The following is a 21,335-nucleotide window of genomic DNA, read 5'->3' on the forward strand; positions in this document are numbered from 1 at the left end:
TTATACTCTGCGTCCCTGACGATGGACCTATCCCGTGCAAGAATCCCACGATGTAATCATTCTCGGTGCCGGTGCCTCAGGCCTGCTGTGTGCCTTTACTGCCGCACAACGCGGCCGCCGGGTGCTGGTGCTGGAGCGCGCCAACAAGGTAGGCAAGAAGATCCTTATGTCTGGGGGTGGGCGCTGCAATTTCACCAACCAGATTATTGAAGCGGACAACTTTATCTCGGCCAATCCGCATTTCTGCAAGGCCGCGCTGTCGCGCTACAGCCAATGGGACTTCATCAGTCTGGTGGAAAAGCATCGTATCGCCTACGAGGAGCGCAAGCACAGCCAGTTGTTTTGCCGCGACTCCGCCAAGGACATCGTCACTATGCTGGTAGAGGAGTGCGAGCAGGCCGGCGTGCAGATCCGAACGCTGTGCGAAGTACAGACGGTCACTACCTTGGAAAAGCCGCCCCTGCGCTTTCAGCTTGAGGTCGAGAGCAACGGGCGACTGCAGAAGATGGCCTGTGAATCACTGGTCGTCGCGACCGGCGCCCTCTCGGTGCCGACCCTCGGCGGCAGTGGCATCGGCTACCAGTTGGCCGAGCAGTTTGGTCTGAAACTGACCGAGCGCCGAGCCGGGCTGGTGCCTTTCATGTTCAGCGATACCACCAAGGCCCTGTGCGAGCGTCTGAGCGGACTGGCGCTGGAGGTGCGGGTCAGCTGCAACGGCACCAGCTTCAGGGAAAACATGCTGTTTACTCACCGTGGCATGAGTGGCCCGAGCATGCTGCAGATTTCCAATTACTGGCTACCTGGCCAACCACTGGATATTGATCTGCTACCCGACCTGCAGACCACAGAGTGGCTGCTGGAAAACAAGCGTCTGCAAGGCCGCACGCGCCTGAAAACCCTGTTGGCGCAAAAACTGCCCAAGGCACTGGTCAATGAGCTGATCAGTCTATGGTGCCCACAGGCCGACGAACTGCCCCTGGCCGAATGCAGCGACAAGCTGCTGACCCAGCTTTCAGAACAGCTGCAGGGCTGGTCGGTAAAACCCTCGGCAACCGAAGGTTATCGCACCGCCGAGGTGACACTGGGCGGCGTAGATACCAGTGAGATCAGTTCCAAGACCCTGGAAGCAAAAAAACAGCCGGGCCTGTATTTCATCGGCGAGGTACTGGATGTCACCGGTCACCTGGGCGGCTTCAACTTCCAGTGGGCCTGGTCATCCGGTCACAGCGCCGGCTTGTCGGTCTGATCGAGCCTGAGGCGAATAATCCGATAGGATCCCGCCAGAATCAGCAGGGCCAGTACCGAATACATGAAGATTTTCACCAGTAACGGATGACGACTGTACAGACTGCCGCCCGACGTCGCCGAGTAAGGCATGGCAACCACCTGCTCGGAGCGAACAAACGCCTCGGTACTGGCAATCAGTCGACCGTTGGGCGCGGCCACCACCGAGGGTCCGTTATTGATCAGATGGATCATCGGCACTCGGTTCTCTACCGCACGCACCACTGACATGGCGCTGTGCTGGAACGGCTGGGTACTCTCGCCAAACCAGTTATCCTGGGATACGAAGAGCAGCACCTTGCCGGCTGCATCGTTGCCTATGCTATCGGCTATAAAACGCGGGAAGGCCGTTTCGTAACAGATCTTGGGCACCATGCGCATACCCTTGACCTCGAATATCTCATGCACGGTGCCCGCTTGCAGTGGCCGCAGAAACTCGCCAAAGAACTGCTGCGTCAACCAACTGACTCCGGGCAGATGGAAAAAGGCCGGCAGATACTCACCAAAGGGCATGCGCAGCATTTTGCGATAAACGCCCAGCTGGTCACCCTCTTCATCAAGGTGCACCAATGAGTTGTAGTTATGCTCTTCGCCTTCATGCCAGGCACTCTCGGCATCATGGAAAATCAGCGAAACGCCAAGTTTGCGCACCGCCTCGATATAACCCAGACGCACGCTGTAAAGATCAAAGTAGCCCTTGTAACGCGCTTCGGGCCAGACAACCACTTCGGCACCCGCCTCGACCAGACGCTCGGTTGCCGCCATTTCTTCAGGGTATTCGCGACTGAAGCCCTTGGGCGGTTCGGGCACATCCAGCGTCACCGCATCATTGGGCTGCACCAGCCCGATCTGCCGTACATCCCAGCTCTGCATGCGCTGGTCCCAGCGATCCAGCGATACCAGCCCGAAAACAAACCACACAACCAGCACCAAGGCACCTGCCAGCTTGCCTGGCCACAGCCCTGGCTGTTTCAGGGTCAGTACTTGAAAGATCAGCATGCTGGTCATCAGCATCAGCATGTCCAGACTCTGCACGCCAAACAGCGACACACCCTGCAGGGCCAATAGAAAACGCGCCTGGGCTTCGGCGTAATACACGCCAAACAACAGCGGATAAAAGCCCATGATGGCAACCATACAGACGGGAAAACTCAGCAGATCCCAGGCGGGCAGGCGGCGGGACACCCAGCGGAACAGCAGGCAGGACAACGCAATAGACAGACCGGCGTAGCACCAGAACAGAAAACCCAGTAACAGCGCACTGGACCAGCTGAAGTCGCGCAGATTCATCAGGAATTCGACGATCCAGTAACTGGCGACGGCGAAGTAGGCAATTCCGTTCAGCCAGCCCAGCATCAGCGCTGTCGGCAGACGCACCTGATGCAGCGCAAACAGCAAGGGCACACTGCCAATCCAGGCAGTCCAATACAGATCCTGGTCGAACCAGGGCACCCCCATCAGGAAACCGCCAGCGAGTGCCAACAATATGCGCACCGGCAGAGACAGGCCCAGTGACATGGACTCGAGTTGACTGACAGGACCACCCAACGCAATGATCGCGGGATCAAGCCGTGACATTGCCGACCTCCGGAGTTGGCTGAAGAGAATTGGTCAGCGCATGACCAATCAGCATGAAAGCTCCACGGTAGTCAGCACCCCCTGCAGCAACAATACCCTGTTCGGGTGAAAAGGCGACGCGGCAGCCGAGGTTTTATGCCACAGAGCACTGCCCGGCGCTGCAAAAATCGGTATCCTTGCGGAGGACTGTCAAGGGAAATCCACATGCTGCCACCTTGGTTGATAGGCACCCTATCGTGCCTGATGATGCTGCTTTTTACCCTGATTGGTATCGGCCCGATGCTGGTTTTTGCGCTACTGAAAGCGGCCATACCGGTCAAGGCATTCCAACGCCACTGCTCACGCATTGTGATGTGGATCGCTGAAACCTGGGCAGAAAGCATCAACTGGACCTTCAATCGCATGACCCCCACCCAGTGGGATATCCGCTGTGATGCGCCCTTGCAAGCGGATCACTCCTATCTGGTGGTCTGCAATCATCAATCCTGGGTAGACATCCCGGCGCTGCTGCAGGCATTCAACCGGAAAACCCCCTACTTCAAATTCTTCCTGAAAAAGGAACTGATCTGGACCCCCTTTCTCGGCCTGGCCTTCTGGGCGCTGGACTATCCCTTCATGAAGCGTTATAGCAAGGCTCATCTGGCCAGACACCCGGAGGATCAGGGCAAGGACCTGGAGATCACCCGAAGGGCTTGCGAAAAATTCCAGGCGCTGCCCGTCACTGTAGTCAACTTCCTTGAAGGCACGCGCTTTACGACGGCCAAACATCAGCAACAGAGGTCACCCTTCCACTCACTGCTGAAACCAAAATCTGGCGGTATCGCCTTTGTCATGGCCGCACTGGGTGAACAGATGAGTTCGATGCTGGATGTCACCCTGCTCTACCCGGAGGGCCAACCGCCCGGCTTCTGGAGCCTGCTCTGTGGGCGGGTGGAGCGGGTGGTCGTGGACATTCGGCAAGTAGAGCTGGATAGCGCCCTGTTCAAGGGTGATTATGAAAATGACCCGCAGTTTCGTGCCATCTTTCAGGATTGGGTCAACCAGCTGTGGCTGCAGAAGGATGCGCGTCTGGCACAGCTCAGACTGGAACAACGCTGACTCAGCTTTCCGCGCAGGCAATGCAGGTATCGGCTACCGGCAAGGCGTCGAGACGGGCCGCCGCTATCGGCTCACCACACTGGATGCAGAGGCCATACTGACCCGCCTGATAGCGCGCAATGGCCGCCTCGGTTTGTTGCAGGAGACTGTTGGCTTCGGCCAGCAAGGCGTGCATGACTTCATCATTTTCTCGCTCCTGGGCCTGCTCAGCCGAGTCACTCGAGTGCCCAGCCGACAGGTCGCGCTGCAACGCAGCGGAACGGGCCGTGTATTCATCACGCAGGGTTTGCAAGTGCGTCAGTGCGTTGCTGTTCATGGACATACTCCAGATAGGATGACTGGTAGCCAACATCTGAAGTCTAGTTCAACCGCTGAACGGCCGGACTGATACAGGTCAAACCCCGGGCAGTGACACCGAGCTGAGGCTGTACTGCTGGCCAGCGGCAACCACCTGATTGCGCCCACCGCCCTTGGCTTCATACATGCGCCGGTCGGCAATCAGTAACAACTGGTCAAGGCTCTGGCCATCTTCACCCAGACTGGCTACGCCGGCACTGAAGGTCATGGTATGGCTGCTGCCGTTGATACTCAGTGGCGATTGCGCGAGTTGCTCACGCAGCAGATTGGCACGCTCCACCGTGTCGGCCAGGTCAGCGCCAGGCATGAGGATGGCAAACTCCTCGCCCCCCAGGCGGCAGACCAGATCAGTCTCTCGCAAGCCTTCACGCAACAGGGCAGATAAATAACGCAAGGCCTGATCGCCACCGTCATGGCCAAACTGGTCATTAATCTGTTTGAAGTGATCGAGATCAAGCACAATCAGCGACAACGGCGTGTTATCCCGTAACGCATGACTGCGTTCGCGGGCAAAAACCTCGGCCAGCTTCATGCGGTTGGCCAACCCGGTCAGTGTATCGGTGCTGGCCAACTCGATCAGGCGACGCTCGTTATCAACCCGGCTGCGCTCGTAAATGTGGGAGAACAGCATGATCGCCATACTGCTCAAAATAATATTGGCGAGAATCGCCATGATCAGCAAAGGGTCTTCGCCCATAAAGCGATAACTGAAGGCCAGGATACCAACGCTAAGAAAGCTCAGTGACATCCAGAAGCCTAGACGCAGGCCGAGCAACAAATAACAGATAATCGGGATCGCCTGAAGCCAGGCAAACACCGTGAGCGAAGTGCGCGGCAGCAGGACGGCAAAAGCCATAATGGCAAAGAAAGGTAGCAGAAAGGCCAGCGTCCAGGCCTTTAAGTGCCGAGTACGATCAACAATGCACAGCATAAACAGGGCAAAGAGCGCATAGCCGATTTCCAACGTGGCAAGCAGCCAAATCTGTCGCCCAAGATTAAGCGCGGCAAAAAAACCGCCGCCGATCAACGTGATCCACAACAGCGCTTTGAGCACCTGTACGCGGTGTTTCTGGCTGGTGTAGGCAACCTCAGACATGCCGATATCCCCCCCGTTGGGCACCCATCCTTGAGAGGGCATGTGCACCTCTGACTGATACAGCCAGTATAGTGCACTGACCAATGACGCCGTTCAGCTGTAAAAAAAAGCTCGACATGTGACCTCAATCACTTCTCAATGGCCTCATATCTTGGCATGCTTGCGCAAAATATGGCCAAATGCCTGCCTTTACAAGCAGAACCTGCGCATTGCCCCATAACAATAACCGATGATGCAACAAGGATAGCGGATGTGAGCACCATACCCCTGCTGGTGTGCGACGATTCCAATATGGCCCGCAAGCAGCTTATCCGCGCCTTGCCGTCCAGCTGGCCGTTCCGCATTACCCAGGCTACCAACGGGATTGAAGGTCTCGAAGCCATTCGTGCTGGCCACGGACATATCGTCCTGCTGGATCTGACCATGCCGGAACTGGACGGTTTCGGTGTGCTCGCGCAACTGCGTGAAGAAGGATTGAGTTCGGACGTCATCGTGGTGTCTGGAGATGTACAGGAAGAAGCCGTGCGCCGAGCCAAGGCGCTGGGTGCCAAAGCTTTCATCAAAAAGCCCGCCGACCCCATGCAGCTGACTGCAGCGCTGAATGCCCTGGGCATCGACGTTCCGTTGAGCACACCTGTCACACAGACCGCACCCAGCTTGTCAGAGCTGCCCAGCGTAACCTTCCGAGACGCCTTCCGGGAGATCACCAATATCGCCATGGGTCGTGCTGCCGACCTGCTCAGCAAGGTGCTGGGCGTGTTCATCCAGTTGCCCATCCCCAACGTCAATATCCTCGAAGTTGGCGAGCTGCACATGACCCTGGCCGACGCCCAGCGTGGCGAGCGCCTGTCAGCAATTTGCCAGGGGTATATTGGCGGTGGCGTGGCCGGCGAGGCCCTGTTGATTTTCCATGATGCCGAAATCAATGATGTCGCGCGTCTGCTGAACACCCAGGAAGACGAGTCCGCCAAACTGGAGATGCTGCTTGATCTGGCCAGCATCATTATCGGTGCCTGCCTCAACGGCCTTTCGGAGCAACTGAATATCAGTCTGTCGCAGGGGCACCCTCTGGTGCTTGGGCAGCATTGTCCGATCGAGGACCTGATTCGCATCAATCAGCGGCGCTGGAAGCGTACCCTGGCGGTCGAGATCAGTTACAGCCTGGAAGACCTTGATATCCACTTCGATCTGCTGCTGCTGTTTACCGAAGACTCGGTTCCGCATCTGCGCCAGCAGCTTGACTTCATGATCAACTGATCTTTCGCACAGGATCCTGTCATGCCCGCTCAGTTTGACATTAATGAACTTCACTGGCTTCTGGATATTGTCCAGAGCATTGACGTGGGCGTGGTGGTGATGGACCGCGAATACCGTATCGAAGTCTGGAACAGCTTCATGGAAAATCACTCCGGCATGAGCTCTGACAAGGCGTCCAGTCAAACGCTGTTTGAGCTGTTCCCGGAAATCGAGCCGAAGTGGTTCAAAAAGAAAGTTGAAACCGCGGTAATGCTCGGTACCCGCGCCTTTACCATCTGGGAGCAAAGACCCAACCTGGTGCACTTCAAGAGTTATCAGCCGATCACCGGCCTGGCCGATGAGATGTACCAGAATGTCACCATACTGCCGCTGCGCAGCGCCACCGGCCAAACCGACCACGTCTGTCTGATCATTTATGATGTGACCGGGGTGGCGATCAACAAGCGCCAGCTTGAGGCGGCCAACCAGCAGCTGCAGGAACTGGCACTGCGCGACGGCCTGACCGGACTGCTCAATCGCCGCTATTGGGAGCAGTGTCTGGAGCGTGAGTTCGCCCGCCATATGCGCTATGAATCACCGGCCAGTCTGGTGATGTTCGACATCGACCACTTCAAGCGCTTCAACGATACCTACGGACACCAACTGGGTGATGAAGTTATTCGTGAAGTGTCCCGGCTGACCAAGCTGTTTGCACGCGAAACCGACTTTGCCGGCCGCTATGGCGGCGAAGAGTTCGTGGTGCTGCTGCCCGATACCGACCTGAATGGCGCTGCACAGTTCGCAGAGCGCCTACGCAGCGCCATCGAACGTCTGCAGATCGAGCATGGCGATGAACTGCTGAAGGTCACCATCAGTCTGGGCGTGGCCGAAATCAGGGATAGCATGATCAACCATACGATATTGATCGAGGAGGCCGACAAGGCGCTCTACCAGTCCAAGGAAGGCGGCCGTAACCGCATCACTCTGGCACAAACGGAATAGCCCGGCGGCATCTGCTACACTGAGCCTCCATTTTCCTGCAGGCCACCGCCTTGAGCTCATCGTCCTTTTCCAGCCTGGCACTGCCCGGCGCCATTCTCGACACCCTGGCACATCTTGGCTACACCGAGATGACCCCGATTCAGGCTCAGGCCTTGCCGCTGATTCTCGCCGGCAAGGATGTGCTGGCGCAGTCACGCACCGGCAGTGGCAAGACCGCCGCCTTCGGCATCGGCCTGCTGACCCCGCTGAACCCAAGCTTCTACGGCTGCCAGGCACTGATTCTGAGTCCAACGCGGGAATTGGCAACCCAGACCGCCACCAGCCTGCGCACCCTGGCCCGCGGCCTGCACAATATCAAGATAGTCACGCTCTGTGGCGGCACACCCTTTGGCCCACAAGCGGCCTCACTGGAACAGGGCGCGCATGTGATTGTTGGCACGCCGGGCCGGGTGCTCGACCATCTTGAGCGCGGCACGCTCGAACTCAAGGGGCTTAACTGCCTGGTTCTGGATGAAGCTGACCGGATGCTCGACATGGGCTTTTTCGAGCCCATCAGCACCATCATCGCCAGCACCCCCGAACGCCGCCAGACCCTGCTGTTCTCGGCCACCTACCCCAACACCATCGAGACGCTGGCCAGTCGCTTCATGCGCCAGCCTGAACGCGTCACCGTAGCCGAGGCCGTCGTCAGCAACCCGATCCTTCAGCGCTTCTATGAAATTGCCCCTGCGGACCGCTTTCAGGCTGTGGTCAGATTGCTCGCCGCCGAGCGGCCGCAACCCTGCATCGCCTTCTGCCATACCAAACTACAATGCAATGACCTGTTACAGCACCTGGAAGCCAACAAGATCAGTGCCCTGACGCTACATGGCGACATGGAACAACGTGAGCGTGATGAAGTTCTGGCGCGCTTTGCCAACCAGAGTTGCAGCGTACTGGTCGCGACCGATGTGGCGGCACGCGGGATTGATATCGAAGGCGTTGCTGCGGTTATCAATGTTGAACTCTCGCCGGACCCGGCCCTGCATACCCATCGTATCGGCCGCAGCGGCCGTGCCGGCCAACCGGGCCTGGCCCTGAGTCTGGTCGCGCCGTCCGAAGGCGGTCGTGCCAGCGCCATCGAAACCGCGCTCGGCAGCCCGCTGGACTGGCAGCCTCTGTCACGCCTGCCGGAAACCCTCGACAGCCCACTGATTGCGCCGATGCGCACCCTGGTGGTGGCCGGTGGCCGCAAGGACAAGGTTCGTCCGGGCGACCTGCTCGGCGCCTTGACCGGTGATGCCGGGCTACCCGGTGATGCCATCGGCAAGATCAGTATCAGCGATTACCAGGCCCTGGTCGCCATTCGCCGCGATGTCGCCAAGCTGGCACTCGAGCGGCTTGAAGATGGCAAAATCAAGGGCAGACGCTTCAAAGTCAGGTTGATCTGATTCGGGCTCTGTCGCCCACCACCCCCGGAGTGCTGTGTTGAATACCGATCAGTTGCTGGTTCTGGTTATCCTGATAGCGACAATTGGCCTGTTTCTCTGGGGTCGATTGCGCCACGACATAGTCGCGCTGATTGCCCTGATGGCCTGTGTGCTGGCCGGACTAATACCCAGCGCCGAAGCTTTTAATGGCTTTGCCCAACCGGCGGTGATTACCGTGGCCGCTGTGCTGATTCTCAGCTACGGCCTGCAGACCACTGGCGCCGTCGAATCCATGGCTCAGCGCATACTGCCTCGCGGGGGGCACAGCCTGCTCGGCATCGCCGCCCTGACCCTGCTCGGCGCTTGCCTGTCAGCCTTCATGAACAACGTCGGGGCGATGGCGCTGCTGATGCCGATTGCCATGCAGCTGGCTGCGCGCCAAGGCATTCCGCCGGGCAAGGTGTTGATGCCGCTCGCCTTCGGCACCATTCTCGGCGGCATGACTACGTTGATTGGTACCCCGCCCAACCTGATTGTCTCGGGTTTCCGCGCAGCAGAAACCGGTGCTGGTTTCAGCATGTTTGCCTTCACTCCTGTGGGTCTCGCCGTCGCTTTGACCGGTATCGTGTTTGCCGTGCTAGCCGGGCGCTGGCTGGTGCCGCACCGGGAGAAATCCGATGCCGAGGGTTTTGATACCGGCACCTACCTTACGGAAGTGCGGATTACCGAGTCCGCCAAGGCGGTGGGCAAGACCCTGGGTGATGTTGAGCGCCTGCTGGACGATGACGCGCAGATTGTCGGCATGGTCCGGAATGACTTCCGTGTCACCGCCCCCATGGCCGGTCGTATTCTCAAGGCAGGTGACATTCTGGTTATCGAGGCTGAACCGGACGCGCTGGGCGCCACCCTGACCCGACTCGGGTTACAGCTTGAAGAAGCCAAACCCAACAAGCCTGTAGATGAGCAGCCCGATGCCGATGAAAGCCCAGAGGCGGCCAACAGCGGCCCGACAAACAAGGATGAAGAGACGCCAGACGAAGAGTCACTGGCAGCACCCGCCCAGAACGAAGAGATCACCCTGCAGGAACTGGTTACCCAACCCGGCGGCATGCTGATTGGTCACAGTGCCACGGATATCCAGATCCGCACACGCTATGGGATCAACCTGCTGGCTATCTCGCGTCAGGGTCACCGTTCCATTCGCCGCCTGCGCTGGACCGAACTGCAGCCCGGTGATGTACTGCTGATGCAGGGCACAGCAGAATCGATCAGTGCCTTCGCCCTTGAGCAGGGCTGCATTCCGCTGGCCCAGCGCAGCATTCTGATACCCGACAAGCGCAAAGCCTATACAGCCCTGGCCATCATGCTGGGCTGCGTCGCACTGGCTGCCAGCGGACTGCTATCAGCGGCGCTGGCCTTTACTCTGGGCGTGCTCGGCTACATGCTGACCCGGGTGATCCCATTGCGCCGACTGTACGATGCGGTGGACTGGCCGATCATCGTTTTGCTCGGAGCCTTGATGCCGCTGGCAGCGGCCATGGCCTCAACCGGAGCGGCCGATCTGCTGGCCAAGTCGATGCTCGAACAACTGGCACAAGGCAGTCCAGTGCTGGCATTGGGGCTGATTCTGGTCATCACCATGACGCTGTCGGATTTTATGAACAACGCCGCCACGGCTGCCGTTATGTGCCCGATCGCCCTGAGCGTTGCCAGTCAACTGGGCGTCAACCCGGACAGCTTTCTAATGGCTGTCGCGATAGGCGCGTCCTGCGCCTTTCTGACGCCCATCGGGCACCAGAACAACACCCTGATTCTGGGGCCGGGCGGCTTTCGCTTCACCGATTACTGGCGGCTGGGGCTCCCCCTGGAAATAATCGTGGTGTGCGTCAGCATCCCTGTGCTGCTGTGGGTCTGGCCTCTCTGATCAAGGCTCACCCTGCAGCACAAAATCCGTCTTGTAGGTAATGGCACAGTCCGGACAGTTGAAACTGTCCGGCAACGATGCCCAGGGGGTCTCGGGCGCATAGCCCAAATGCCTGTCACCTTTTTCTTCGTCATATTCGTAGCCACACTCCGGGCACAGATAGCGACTCATGCAGCCACCTCCTGTGTACCACCCTCTGACAGTCCGTATTGACGTATCAGCCGCTCGCGCTTGGCCGGCTCGAAGTTGATTCTGGCCGGATCACGATTCACTGCATCGAGCAACTTGCTGTCCATTACCTTGAACCACAGTGGCGGCAGGTAAGCAATCAGGTACATGCCAAAATACCCGTTGGGCAATCTGGGTAGATCGGGAAAATCACGTAATGACTGATATCGCCGGGTTGGGTGGGCGTGGTGATCAGAGTGGCGCTGCAGATGGAACAGGGCCCAGTTGGAAAACAGATGGTTACTGTTCCAGGAATGGTAGGGCTGGCACCGTTCATAGCGGCCGTTCGGGAGTTTTTTCCGCAACAGGCCGTAGTGCTCGATGTAATTGGCTTGTGTCAACTGAAAGGCACCCCAGAAGGCAATCAGCAGCAATACCGGTATGATCTCGATACCCAGCAAGGCAACCAGCGTGGCGTATAACGCGAGACTGATCAGGCCCGGCTGCAGTACTTCATTATCCAGACTCCAGACCGATTTACCGCAGCGATCCAGACGCTCGGCTTCCAGATCCCAGGCGCGAAAAAAGGCGCCGGGCATCTCACGGAAGACAAACCGATAAATGCTTTCGCCCATGCGTGAGGATGCAGGGTCTTCTGGCGTAGCAACATCACGATGATGACCGCGGTTGTGCTCGACAAAAAAATGGCCGTAGCAACCCAATGCCAGGGTGATCTTGGCCAGCCATCGCTCAAGCGGGGTTTTCTTGTGTCCCATCTCGTGGCCCAGGTTAAGCCCGTAACCCAGGGTGCCGCCCGCTGCCAGAATCACGGCCAACACACCATACCAGGGCAGGTCATGGGTACCGACAAAGATCACGCTGACCAGAAAACTGATCCACAGAATCGGTACCAGAGCATAGGTGACATACCGATAATAGCTATCCGCTTCCAGCGCCGGTACCGCCTCCTCGGGCGGATTGCTCTGGTCTTCGCCGATCAACGCATCCAGCAGCGGAATCACACCATAGGCAAACAGGGTGGGCAGCCACAGCCAGAGCACCTTGGGTGATACGAACAGGTACAGCAAGGGCCCGACCAGCGCGGTACAGGGCACCAACAGGGAAAACAGCCAGAGGTGCCGCTTGTGATCGACATACTCGACCACCGGCGTGGCCGATGACGCACTATTGTTCATGACAGAGTCCTTTTATTTTTGCTTTTGAACAAACCGCCTACGGCCCTGATCATGCGCCCGGACTTGTAACGCGCCTACCGTTGCAACGGGCAATAAATCGTCATATTGTGACAGCCCAGCCCAGGATTAATGAAGACCATGCTTTCTCAGCAAATCTGGCTCAGCCCCTCTATCCACCCTGTTTATGCCCGGCTGATCTGCGCCGAACTCAAGCGCCGCGGTTTTAACAACCAGCAAATCCTTGCCGATACCCGTCTGAACTGGGACACACTGCACCAGGACAATCGCTTCCTCAGCTTTGACCAGATGCACCGTCTGGTGCTGCATGCACTGGCCCTCAGCGACTGCCCCTGGCTGGGTATTGAAGTCGGCCGGCATACGGATGTCTCTGCCCATGGATCGGCCGGCTATGCCTGTATTGCCACGGCCGATGTCGGCGCCTGCTGCGGCATATTGCAGCGCTATTCAAGCCTGCGTCAGAACATTGCGGTTTTCCGCGCGATAGACGGGGAAAAACCGGAGCTGGTACTGGATGAGCGTCTGATACTGCCGGAATTACGCGAATACCTGCTTGGGCATTTCACCGCTGCGATCCTGCGCCTGCTGGAAACCGCCACCGGTCTGCCGCTACAGCAACAGATCGTGCTGCACTGGCCAATGCCTGCCCCACCCTGGGCCAATGCCTACCAGCACCTGGCGCGCAAGGTGGTATTTGGCAGCAGCCAGTTACGCATAGAATTACCAGCCCATTACCTGGCCACACCCTGTCTGGCCGCCGACCCCGACGCCGAGCGCCTGGCGCTGCGCGATTGTGAAAATCAACTGCAACGACTGGTGCGCGGCGGCAGCCTGAGCGAACGCATCAAGCAGCGCCTGCTGGCCTGCCAGCACAGCTATCCAACCCTGGAGCAAATGGCCGCGCAGGAGCACATGGCACCCCGTACCCTGATTCGCCACCTGAACGATGAAGGCGTGCGCTATCAGACCCTGCTGGATGATGTCCGCTCGGACTTGGCCTGCTGGCTACTGGCACAGACCGATCTGAGTATCGAGGCCGTTGCTGAGCGCCTGGGCTACCTCGACCCAACCAACTTCAGCCGTACCTTCAGGCGCTGGTTAGGCGTCACACCACGCGGTTTTCGGCAGCAGCTTGGCAAAGGCTCCGCCGCGTTTGACGTCAAGCCCCAGAGCCACCTATAGTCTGCTCATGATCTGCGAACTGGATCACATTACCCACCTGCACGCATCGGTAAACGCCCCCGACAACTGCCGATCGACACCATGGATCAGGTCAGCCAGACAAGCATGATGTTTCCAACTCGCTCATCAGACCTTCCGTGCGTTGGTCTGTATCGAATATCAAGCTTTGCAGCAGGGCCAACGGCTCTGCTGATGCTGTTTGTCTGCCTGTTTTTTCTATTGCCCAGGTCTCTTATGGCCAGCCAGCCAGTTGAGCTCAGCGGCAATGAAACCGCTCTCAGCCTACAGGCCCACAGCCAGTTTCTGCGCGATCCGAGTGGCACAATGCAACCCGACGAGGTGCTGTCGCGCCTGACTGCCTTTGAAAATGCCAGCACGCGGCGCGACTTGAACTTCAGTTATACCCACGATCATGTCTGGCTTCACATGGAGCTAACCTCCCGTGCAGACAAAAGAACCGACTGGGTAATCGAGATGCACTATTCCTCACTCGACCGAGTCAGCCTGTTTCTGCTGGCGCCAGACGGTAGTTGGCAGGCGCAACATGCTGGTGACACCCTGCCCTACGCTGAGCGCAGCACCGGCCACCGCAACCCGGTATTCAACCTGTCACTGGAGCCGGGTGAAACCCGTACGCTGATGCTGCGCGCCAGCTCCGAAGGCAATTTGACCCTCGACGGTCTGCTCTGGAAAGCCGAACACTTCACTCAGCAAAGCAATAGCGATTATGTCGTCTTAGCCCTGTATTTCGGCATGCTGCTGGCGCTCGGTGGCTATAACCTACTGCTTTTCCTGGTTCTGCGTGAACGCTCGTTCCTGCTGTATGTCTGCTTTGTTTTCAGTTTTGGCACCGCCATGCTGGCGATCAACGGTCTAGGCGCCCAGTATGTGTGGCCTGACCTGGGTGCACACGGCAACCTTATCCTGCCCTTCAGTTTATGTCTCTCAGCCGCCGTTGGTGTCCTCTTCGCTCAATCCTTTCTTGATACTGCACGGCGAGCTGCACGGATTGACCGGGTGCTGGCCGTCTGGGCCTGGATTGCCATGATTGCGACTTTGAGCATCCTGGCACTGCCGGTCCAATCTGCCTTGCAGCTGATGTCATTGGTTGGCGTTATGACCACCCTGGTACTCTTCGTTACCGGTACCCTGTGTGTGATTCGACGGGTTCCGGGCTCAGCCATCTTTGTAACTGCATGGTTGATGCTGTTGATTGGCGGAATGTTGCTGGGGTTGCGCAATTTTGGCGTCATACCCTCCAACTTCCTGACCATCAACGCCATGCAAATTGGCTCTGCCATGGAAATGTTGCTCCTATCGTTCGGTCTGGCTGCGCGCTTCAACGAAATGAAGCGCCTCAAGGAACAGGCCCAAAAAGAGGCCTTGCTGGCTCAGCGGCAGGTAGTGCGTTCATTGATGCAACAGGAAAAGATCCTCGAAAAGCGCGTATCCGAGCGTACTGAAGCGCTAGCCAAGGCCAATGCACAGCTTGAACTGCTGGCCATGCAGGATCCTCTGACCGGACTGGCCAACCGAACCGCGCTGGCTCAGCACATGCAGCAAGCGATACTGCGTACCGAACGTCGCGATGAGTGGCTGGCACTGGTGCTGATTGATCTGGATGCCTTCAAAGCCATCAATGACGAAATGGGCCACGACGCCGGCGATCAAGTGCTGGTCGAGACGGCCAAACGACTGCGCGAGTGCGCGCGCGAAACCGATCTGGTCGCGCGTCTGGGCGGGGATGAGTTTATTCTGGTCAGTGAGGGCATTGTTGACCGCGATGACGCCCTGAGCCTGGGTGAACGCCTGCTCGATGCGCTGAGCATGCCGATCATGTTAACGAACGGCAGCATCAGCGTCGGCGCCAGTATCGGTATCAGCCTGAGTAACGGTATAGAGCCGGATATTGAAAGCATGATGCGCCAGGCCGACCAAGCCATGTATCAGCGAAAGCGCAGCGGCCGACACGGTGTGGTGATCTACAGCGCACCAGGCAAAGGCTCCGAACAGCCGGCCTGAGCCGACTGTTACAGGACACACTTACTGGGCTGGCGAGACCCTGAGCAATTTGCCTTCAGGCGAGTCGGTCAGCAGATAGATAGCCCCATCCGGGCCGCTGCGGACATCGCGAAAGCGCGACTGCAGCTCGCCAAACAGCTCTTCCTGCTCAACCACCTCATTGCCCTGCAAAACCACCCGACGGACATGCTGCCCGGCCAGCGTGGAAACCAGCAGGTTGCCTTGCCAGGCAGCAAAAAGCTCACCGGAGTACAAGGCCATGCCCGACGGTGCTATGGACGGCGTCCAGTGCAGCAGTGGCTGCTCAAGACCCTCCATTTCGGTATAGGGACTGATCACCGCGCCGCTGTAGTCGACCCCGTAGGTGATCTTCGGCCAACCATAATTCTTGCCGGCCTCGATCAGATTCAGTTCATCACCGCCGCGCGGGCCATGTTCATGCGCCAGCAGACGCTGATTGGCACTGTCCCAGAGCACACCCTGAACGTTGCGGTGGCCGATACTGTAAAGCTCAGGCAGGGCACCGGCCTGACCGACAAAGGGGTTGTCCTCAGGCACCGAACCATCGCGATTCAGGCGCACAATCGAGCCCAGATGATTACTGGTGTTCTGGGCTTCCTCACGGTGAATAAAGGCATCTCCCAAGGTCAGCACCAGGCTGTTGTCGGGCATAAAGGCGATACGCGCACCGTAGTGAGCACCCCCACGCTTGGCGAACTCGGCGCGAAAGATCTCCTGCACCTGCTCAAGGCCGTTATCCGTCAAACGTGCACTGGCCAGACAGGTATTGTTGGCGTCCACCGTGCCGCAGGCATAGCTTAGGAAAAGCCGCTGATTTTCGGCAAATTCGGGGTCCAGCGCCACCTCAAACAAACCGCCCTGGCGCTCTACCAGCACCTCGGGCACACCGCTGAGCGGTTCGGTCTGCAACTGACCCTCGGCATCCAGCATGCGCAACTGGCCTGCCCGCTCGGTAACCAGCATGCGCCCGTCCGGCAGGAAAGCCAGCGACCAGGGTTGGTTCAGGCCTTCAGCCAGGGTATCAATCCGGTATTCGACCGCCTGTGCCAGACCCGCAGAACCCAACAACACCGCGACTGCCAACGTATTCGCTTTGAACGTCATGCCTTGTTACTCCTCAATTAGCCGAGAACGCGCAAGCCGCGTTTGCTCTTGGGCTTGGTCAGCCGACCAAACACCGCACTACCAACGCCCACCGCCAGCATCATCACCAGCAGACCGGCAATACCGCGCGTCGCTGCAATAAACACCGGCATCGGCAACAGGTAATCGGCAATATCAAAAGCCACCTTGATGCCTACTGCGCCGGCGAGGAAAAACAACACCCCGCGCCAGGGCTTGAAAATTCGCCCCAGTCCTGCCGCAACGGGCAGCGCCAGGACTAGCGTCACGGCCACCATGATGCCGAAAATAGGCGTAAAACCACGCAAATCAGCCAGGCTGGTGCTGAGGCGAACAGTGAAGGGAATGTCAGTGCCAATCAGACCCAGCGCCGCCAGATTGAACTGGGTCTGGACCAGGGTACCCAGCACAGTGGCAATGACCACTGCCAGCAGATAGAAAAAAAATACGCGCAATACACTCATCAGAGTCATCTTGTTATTCCTGAAAGGTGAAAGTGTGCCAGCGCAACAAAAGACCGGCATGCCGGTGCTGTAACGGCATGTGTCGCATCTTTATTCCAGCGACGCAGGCAGCTCCGGCAGGTTACGCAGCGCTTGCTCATAGGCGGGCATGTCAAAACCGCTATCCTGATCCAGCATCAAGCCGATGCTCCAGGCCAGCACCTGAGCCATCAGATCAAGGCTATCCTCGCGACTGTAACCCACCAACGTCAGCTTGTTCAGTGTCGCCTGGGCCGCCGGCGGCTGGTTGGCTGCCAACTGGTTTTCAACGGCCTCGAGCAGCCGTTCGTGGGTAAAGGCCTCATCAGCCTGATCTTCAGGGCCGTGCATAGGGTATCTCCAAACAGATTGAAACACGGGGCCCTGTGGCCCCGTTAACGCAATGCTGTCAACTCAGTGAATCTTGGGTGCCAGCTCACCGGCCTCATAACGCTGATACATCTTCTCCAGCGATACCGGACGGATCTTCGACGCCTGACCGGCACAACCAAAGGCATCGTAGCGGGCCATACAGATATCACGCATGGCATCCACAGTCTTGGCCAGGAACTTGCGCGGATCGAACTCGCTCGGGTTCTGGGCCAGGAAGCGACGCACCGCACCGGTAGAGGCCAAACGCAGATCGGTATCGATGTTGACCTTGCGCACGCCGTGCTTGATGCCTTCAACGATCTCTTCAACCGGCACACCGTAGGTTTCCGGAATCTCGCCACCAAACTCGTTGATCACCTTCAGCCATTCCTGCGGCACCGAACTGGAGCCGTGCATGACCAGATGCGTGCTGGGGATGCGCGCGTGAATCGCCTTGATGCGCTCGATCGCCAGAATGTCACCCGTCGGCGGACGAGTGAACTTGTAAGCACCGTGGCTGGTACCAATGGCAATCGCCAGGGCATCAACCTGGGTCTGCTTGACGAAGTCAGCGGCTTCCTCGGGGTCGGTCAGCATCTGGCTGTGATCCAGAACGCCCTCGGCACCGATACCGTCTTCCTCGCCGGCCATACCGGTTTCCAGACTGCCCAGACAACCCAGCTCACCCTCAACCGACACACCACAGGCATGCGCCATATCCACCGTATGACGGGTGACGCGCACGTTGTAGTCATAATCCATCGGCGTCTTGCCGTCTTCACCCAGCGAGCCGTCCATCATCACCGACGAGAAGCCCAGCTGAATTGAACGCTGGCACACCGCCGGACTGGTACCGTGATCCTGGTGCATGCACACCGGAATATGTGGAAACTCCTCGATGGCCGCCAGAATCATATGCTGCAGAAAGGGCGCACCGGCGTACTTGCGAGCACCGGCAGAGGCTTGCAGGATCACCGGAGAATCGCTGTTAGCAGCAGCCTCCATGATTGCCCGAACCTGTTCCAGGTTGTTGACGTTGAAAGCCGGCACGCCGTAACCGAACTCGGCAGCGTGATCCAGCATTTGGCGCAGACTGATCAGGGCCATGGGTTGTTTCTCCGTATCGTTAAATAAAGTCTCAAGCGGCAAGCTTCAAGCGGCAAGTTATCTGCACAGACTGGCAGTTTAACGGCTTTTCTTCAAACGCCTCTGCACTCTGGGTAGCTTGTCGCTTATGGCTTGCAGCTTGCCGCTGCGCTTTAACGCGCTCGCTGCTGCAAAATCTCGACCGCAGGCAGCACCTTGCCCTCGACAAATTCGAGGAACGCGCCACCACCGGTGGAAATATAGGAAATCTGCTCCGCCACACCGTACTTGTCGATCGCCGCCAGGGTGTCGCCACCGCCGGCAATCGAAAAGCCCTGGCTCTCGGCAATGGCCAGCGCCAAGGCCTTGGTGCCCTCGCCAAACTGGTCAAACTCGAATACCCCGACCGGACCGTTCCACAGAATGGTACCGGAGGCCTTGAGCATCTCACCGAACAGACGGGCGGTTTGCGGGCCGATATCCAGAATCATGTCGTCTTCGGCTACATCAGCAACCGCCTTGATGGTCGCTTCTGCATCCTCGGCAAAGGCCTTGGCCACCACCACGTCAACCGGCAGCGGCACGCTGACCTTGGCCGCAATGGCCTTGGCCGTGTCCAGCAGATCCGCCTCATACAGGGACTTGCCTACCGGGTAACCGGCCGCTGCCAGAAAGGTATTGGCAATACCCCCCCCCACAATCAACTGATCACACTTGTCCGCCAGCGCCGTCAGCACATCCAGCTTGGTCGACACCTTGGAACCAGCCACAATCGCCAGCATCGGCCGCGCCGGCTTGTCCAGCGCCTTGGCCAGTGCCTCCAGCTCGGCGGCCAACAGCGGGCCAGCACAAGCGACCTTGGCAAACTTGGCCACACCGTGGGTTGAGCCCTGGGCGCGGTGCGCGGTGCCAAAGGCATCCATGACAAATACATCGCAGAGCGCAGCATACTGCTGGGCCAGCGCATCGGTATTCTTCTTCTCACCGGCATTGAAGCGTACGTTTTCCAGCAGCACCAGCTCACCCGGCTGTACCGCAACACCATCCAGGTAATCACGTACCAGCGGCACCTCACGACCCAGCGCCTCACTCAGGTAGGCCGCCACGGGCGCCAGACTGTTCTCTTCACTGAACACACCCTCTTCCGGGCGCCCCAGGTGCGAACAGACCATCACCGCCGCGCCCTTCTCCAGCGCCAGCTTGATGGTGGGCAGCGACGCCACAATCCGCGCATCACTGCTGACCTTGCCGTTCTTGACCGGCACGTTCAGGTCTTCACGAATCAGCACCCGCTGGCCCTTGAGGTCCAGCTCCTGCATGGTCAATACGCTCATTTACCGCTCCTTGAATAAATCAATTTTCAATCAAATAGACTTTCAGTAATCAGCACTACCTGAGCCGGAAGCACCCACATAACTTTGAGGCGCGGTTGCCGATAGTTGATCAAGGACCGTCTATGCCCAGGGCCGAAAAATGCTCCTGCATTTTCGGCACTTCCGCCATCCATGGCGGTCGGATGGGCATAGCGAGCTTACAGGGACGTACTTGCAGCGTGTCCTTGATCAACTATCGGCAATAGCGCATGCACGATCCTTGCAGCACATGCGAGCAGTTCTCCACTCTTCACAGTCACTCTGACTCGCAACTCCGCAACCAATACCCCGCCACATCCAACATGCGATTGGCAAAGCCCCATTCGTTATCAAACCACACCAGCAGATTCACCATGCGCGGCCCCGACACACGGGTCTGGCTGCCATCGACAATCGCCGAATGCGGATCATGGTTGAAATCACAGCTGGCATGCGGCAGCTCGGTGTAATCCAGCAACCCGGCATACTCACCCTCGGCCGCCGCCCGCAGCAATGCATTGATCTCTTCAGCTGTAGTATCACGCGCTGTTTGCAATGTGATGTCGAGGGCCGAGACATTCAGCGTCGGCACCCGAATGGCTTTGGCCTGAATGCGCCCCGCCAGCTCCGGCAACAAACGTTCAATACCGCGTGCCAAACCGGTCGACACCGGAATCACCGACTGAAACGCCGAACGCGTCCGACGCAGATCATCATGGTGGTAGGCATCAATCACCGGCTGATCATTCATCGCCGAGTGAATAGTGGTAATGGACACATAGTCCAGCCCGATCTGCTCATTCAGCAGCTTGAGCAGCGGCACACCACAATTGGTTGTACAGGAAGCATTGGACACCAGTCGCTGCGCACCACCCAGCAGATCATGATTCACGCCATAGACCACCGTGGCATCCACCGCCTGCTCACTGGCCATAGGCTGTGAAAAGAGCACGCGCGGCACACCAGCATGAATAAAGCGCTGAGCCTGCTCGCGGGTGGTGTACTGGCCCGAGCATTCCAGTACCAGATCAATATTCAAAGCCTTCCAATCAATAGCCTCAGGCTCGGAGGCACGCAGCACCTGTACACAGTCGCCATTGATATGCAGACCATCGTCCAGCACCCCCACGTCACCGGGAAAGCGCCCATGGGTCGAATCAAAGCGGGTCAGGTACTCAATGCTGGCCTGATCCGCCAGATCATTCAGCGCCACAATCTGCATCCCGGTATCGCCACGCTCGTACAGCGCACGCAACACGCAACGGCCAATGCGACCATAGCCGTTGAGCGCAATACGATAGGGACGGGAAGAGGGCATTAAGCAACTCCG

At 58.3% G+C, this 21,335-nt stretch carries 19 protein-coding genes; 8 read left to right on the plus strand and 11 right to left on the minus strand.

What is annotated here, in order from left to right; translation table 11 throughout:
- The first annotated feature begins 34 nt into the window (after positions 1-34).
- A complete protein-coding gene (locus AC27HQ_RS01675; protein ID WP_487154076.1) occupies positions 35-1,246 on the plus strand; it encodes a BaiN/RdsA family NAD(P)/FAD-dependent oxidoreductase in 1,212 nt (403 codons plus the stop codon).
- On the opposite strand, the gene lnt is transcribed toward AC27HQ_RS01675, so the two are convergent.
- Positions 1,222-2,862 carry an apolipoprotein N-acyltransferase gene (gene lnt / locus AC27HQ_RS01680; RefSeq protein ID WP_487154077.1) on the minus strand — a complete coding sequence of 547 codons (1,641 nt, stop codon included), beginning with the start codon at positions 2,860-2,862 and terminating at the stop codon, positions 1,222-1,224. The genes AC27HQ_RS01675 and lnt overlap by 25 nt on opposite strands.
- A 204-nt stretch (positions 2,863-3,066) precedes the next feature.
- On the opposite strand from lnt, the gene AC27HQ_RS01685 reads away from it, so the two are divergent.
- Positions 3,067-3,960: an acyltransferase gene (locus AC27HQ_RS01685; RefSeq protein ID WP_487154078.1), complete on the plus strand. Its 894-nt coding sequence runs from the start codon at positions 3,067-3,069 to the stop codon at positions 3,958-3,960.
- Position 3,961: 1 nt separating this feature from the next.
- Here AC27HQ_RS01685 and AC27HQ_RS01690 read toward each other — a convergent pair whose 3' ends face one another.
- Both AC27HQ_RS01690 and AC27HQ_RS01695 read right to left on the minus strand, forming a co-directional pair.
- Positions 3,962-4,276: a TraR/DksA family transcriptional regulator gene (locus tag AC27HQ_RS01690; protein ID WP_487154079.1), complete on the minus strand. Its 315-nt coding sequence runs from the start codon at positions 4,274-4,276 to the stop codon at positions 3,962-3,964.
- A gap of 78 nt (positions 4,277-4,354) precedes the next feature.
- Positions 4,355-5,413: a GGDEF domain-containing protein gene (locus tag AC27HQ_RS01695; RefSeq protein ID WP_487154080.1), complete on the minus strand. Its 1,059-nt coding sequence runs from the start codon at positions 5,411-5,413 to the stop codon at positions 4,355-4,357.
- Positions 5,414-5,665: 252 nt separating this feature from the next.
- Between AC27HQ_RS01695 and AC27HQ_RS01700 the strand changes: the two genes are divergently transcribed.
- Genes AC27HQ_RS01700 through AC27HQ_RS01715 form a run of 4 tightly spaced genes read left to right on the plus strand, consistent with a single transcriptional unit; the run spans position 5,666 to position 10,984 of the window.
- Positions 5,666-6,670: a response regulator gene (locus AC27HQ_RS01700; RefSeq protein WP_487154081.1), complete on the plus strand. Its 1,005-nt coding sequence runs from the start codon at positions 5,666-5,668 to the stop codon at positions 6,668-6,670.
- Between the two features lie 21 nt (positions 6,671-6,691).
- Entirely contained in the window at positions 6,692-7,651 is a 960-nt protein-coding gene (locus AC27HQ_RS01705; RefSeq protein WP_487154082.1) for a GGDEF domain-containing protein, read from the plus strand.
- Between the two features lie 50 nt (positions 7,652-7,701).
- On the plus strand, positions 7,702-9,081 hold the full coding sequence (gene dbpA / locus AC27HQ_RS01710; RefSeq protein WP_487154083.1) for an ATP-dependent RNA helicase DbpA: 1,380 nt from the start codon (positions 7,702-7,704) through the stop codon (positions 9,079-9,081).
- Between the two features lie 34 nt (positions 9,082-9,115).
- On the plus strand, positions 9,116-10,984 hold the full coding sequence (locus AC27HQ_RS01715; RefSeq protein WP_487154084.1) for an SLC13 family permease: 1,869 nt from the start codon (positions 9,116-9,118) through the stop codon (positions 10,982-10,984).
- Here AC27HQ_RS01715 and AC27HQ_RS01720 read toward each other — a convergent pair whose 3' ends face one another.
- Both AC27HQ_RS01720 and AC27HQ_RS01725 read right to left on the minus strand, forming a co-directional pair.
- On the minus strand, positions 10,985-11,155 hold the full coding sequence (locus AC27HQ_RS01720; RefSeq protein WP_487154085.1) for a rubredoxin: 171 nt from the start codon (positions 11,153-11,155) through the stop codon (positions 10,985-10,987). It abuts the gene before it with no gap.
- Positions 11,152-12,348, minus strand: coding sequence for an alkane 1-monooxygenase (locus tag AC27HQ_RS01725; protein ID WP_487154086.1), 1,197 nt, complete (start codon positions 12,346-12,348; stop codon positions 11,152-11,154). Before AC27HQ_RS01725 ends, AC27HQ_RS01720 begins: the two co-directional genes overlap by 4 nt.
- A gap of 138 nt (positions 12,349-12,486) precedes the next feature.
- Here AC27HQ_RS01725 and AC27HQ_RS01730 point away from each other — a divergent pair, with 138 nt between their 5' ends.
- Positions 12,487-13,548: a helix-turn-helix transcriptional regulator gene (locus tag AC27HQ_RS01730; protein ID WP_487154087.1), complete on the plus strand. Its 1,062-nt coding sequence runs from the start codon at positions 12,487-12,489 to the stop codon at positions 13,546-13,548.
- Between the two features lie 234 nt (positions 13,549-13,782).
- Positions 13,783-15,570 (plus strand): 7TM diverse intracellular signaling domain-containing protein, encoded by a 1,788-nt coding sequence (locus tag AC27HQ_RS01735; protein ID WP_487154088.1) that lies wholly within the window; start codon positions 13,783-13,785, stop codon positions 15,568-15,570.
- 21 nt (positions 15,571-15,591) lie between these two features.
- Here the strand turns inward: AC27HQ_RS01735 and AC27HQ_RS01740 are convergent, their stop codons facing one another.
- The 6 genes from AC27HQ_RS01740 to epd all read right to left on the minus strand — a co-directional run bounded on the left by AC27HQ_RS01740 (position 15,592) and on the right by epd (position 21,323).
- On the minus strand, positions 15,592-16,695 hold the full coding sequence (locus AC27HQ_RS01740; RefSeq protein WP_487154089.1) for a PQQ-dependent sugar dehydrogenase: 1,104 nt from the start codon (positions 16,693-16,695) through the stop codon (positions 15,592-15,594).
- 17 nt (positions 16,696-16,712) lie between these two features.
- A complete protein-coding gene (locus tag AC27HQ_RS01745; protein ID WP_487154090.1) occupies positions 16,713-17,186 on the minus strand; it encodes a hypothetical protein in 474 nt (157 codons plus the stop codon).
- Positions 17,187-17,267: 81 nt separating this feature from the next.
- Entirely contained in the window at positions 17,268-17,546 is a 279-nt protein-coding gene (locus AC27HQ_RS01750; RefSeq protein ID WP_487154091.1) for a hypothetical protein, read from the minus strand.
- A gap of 63 nt (positions 17,547-17,609) precedes the next feature.
- Positions 17,610-18,674 carry a class II fructose-bisphosphate aldolase gene (fba, locus tag AC27HQ_RS01755; protein ID WP_487154092.1) on the minus strand — a complete coding sequence of 355 codons (1,065 nt, stop codon included), beginning with the start codon at positions 18,672-18,674 and terminating at the stop codon, positions 17,610-17,612.
- A 152-nt stretch (positions 18,675-18,826) separates the two neighbouring features.
- Entirely contained in the window at positions 18,827-19,987 is a 1,161-nt protein-coding gene (locus AC27HQ_RS01760; protein ID WP_487154093.1) for a phosphoglycerate kinase, read from the minus strand.
- A gap of 295 nt (positions 19,988-20,282) precedes the next feature.
- A complete protein-coding gene (epd, locus tag AC27HQ_RS01765) occupies positions 20,283-21,323 on the minus strand; it encodes an erythrose-4-phosphate dehydrogenase (protein ID WP_487154094.1) in 1,041 nt (346 codons plus the stop codon).
- Between the last annotated feature and the right edge of the window lie 12 nt (positions 21,324-21,335).

Source organism: Halopseudomonas sp. 4NH20-0008 (genome assembly GCF_057548395.1).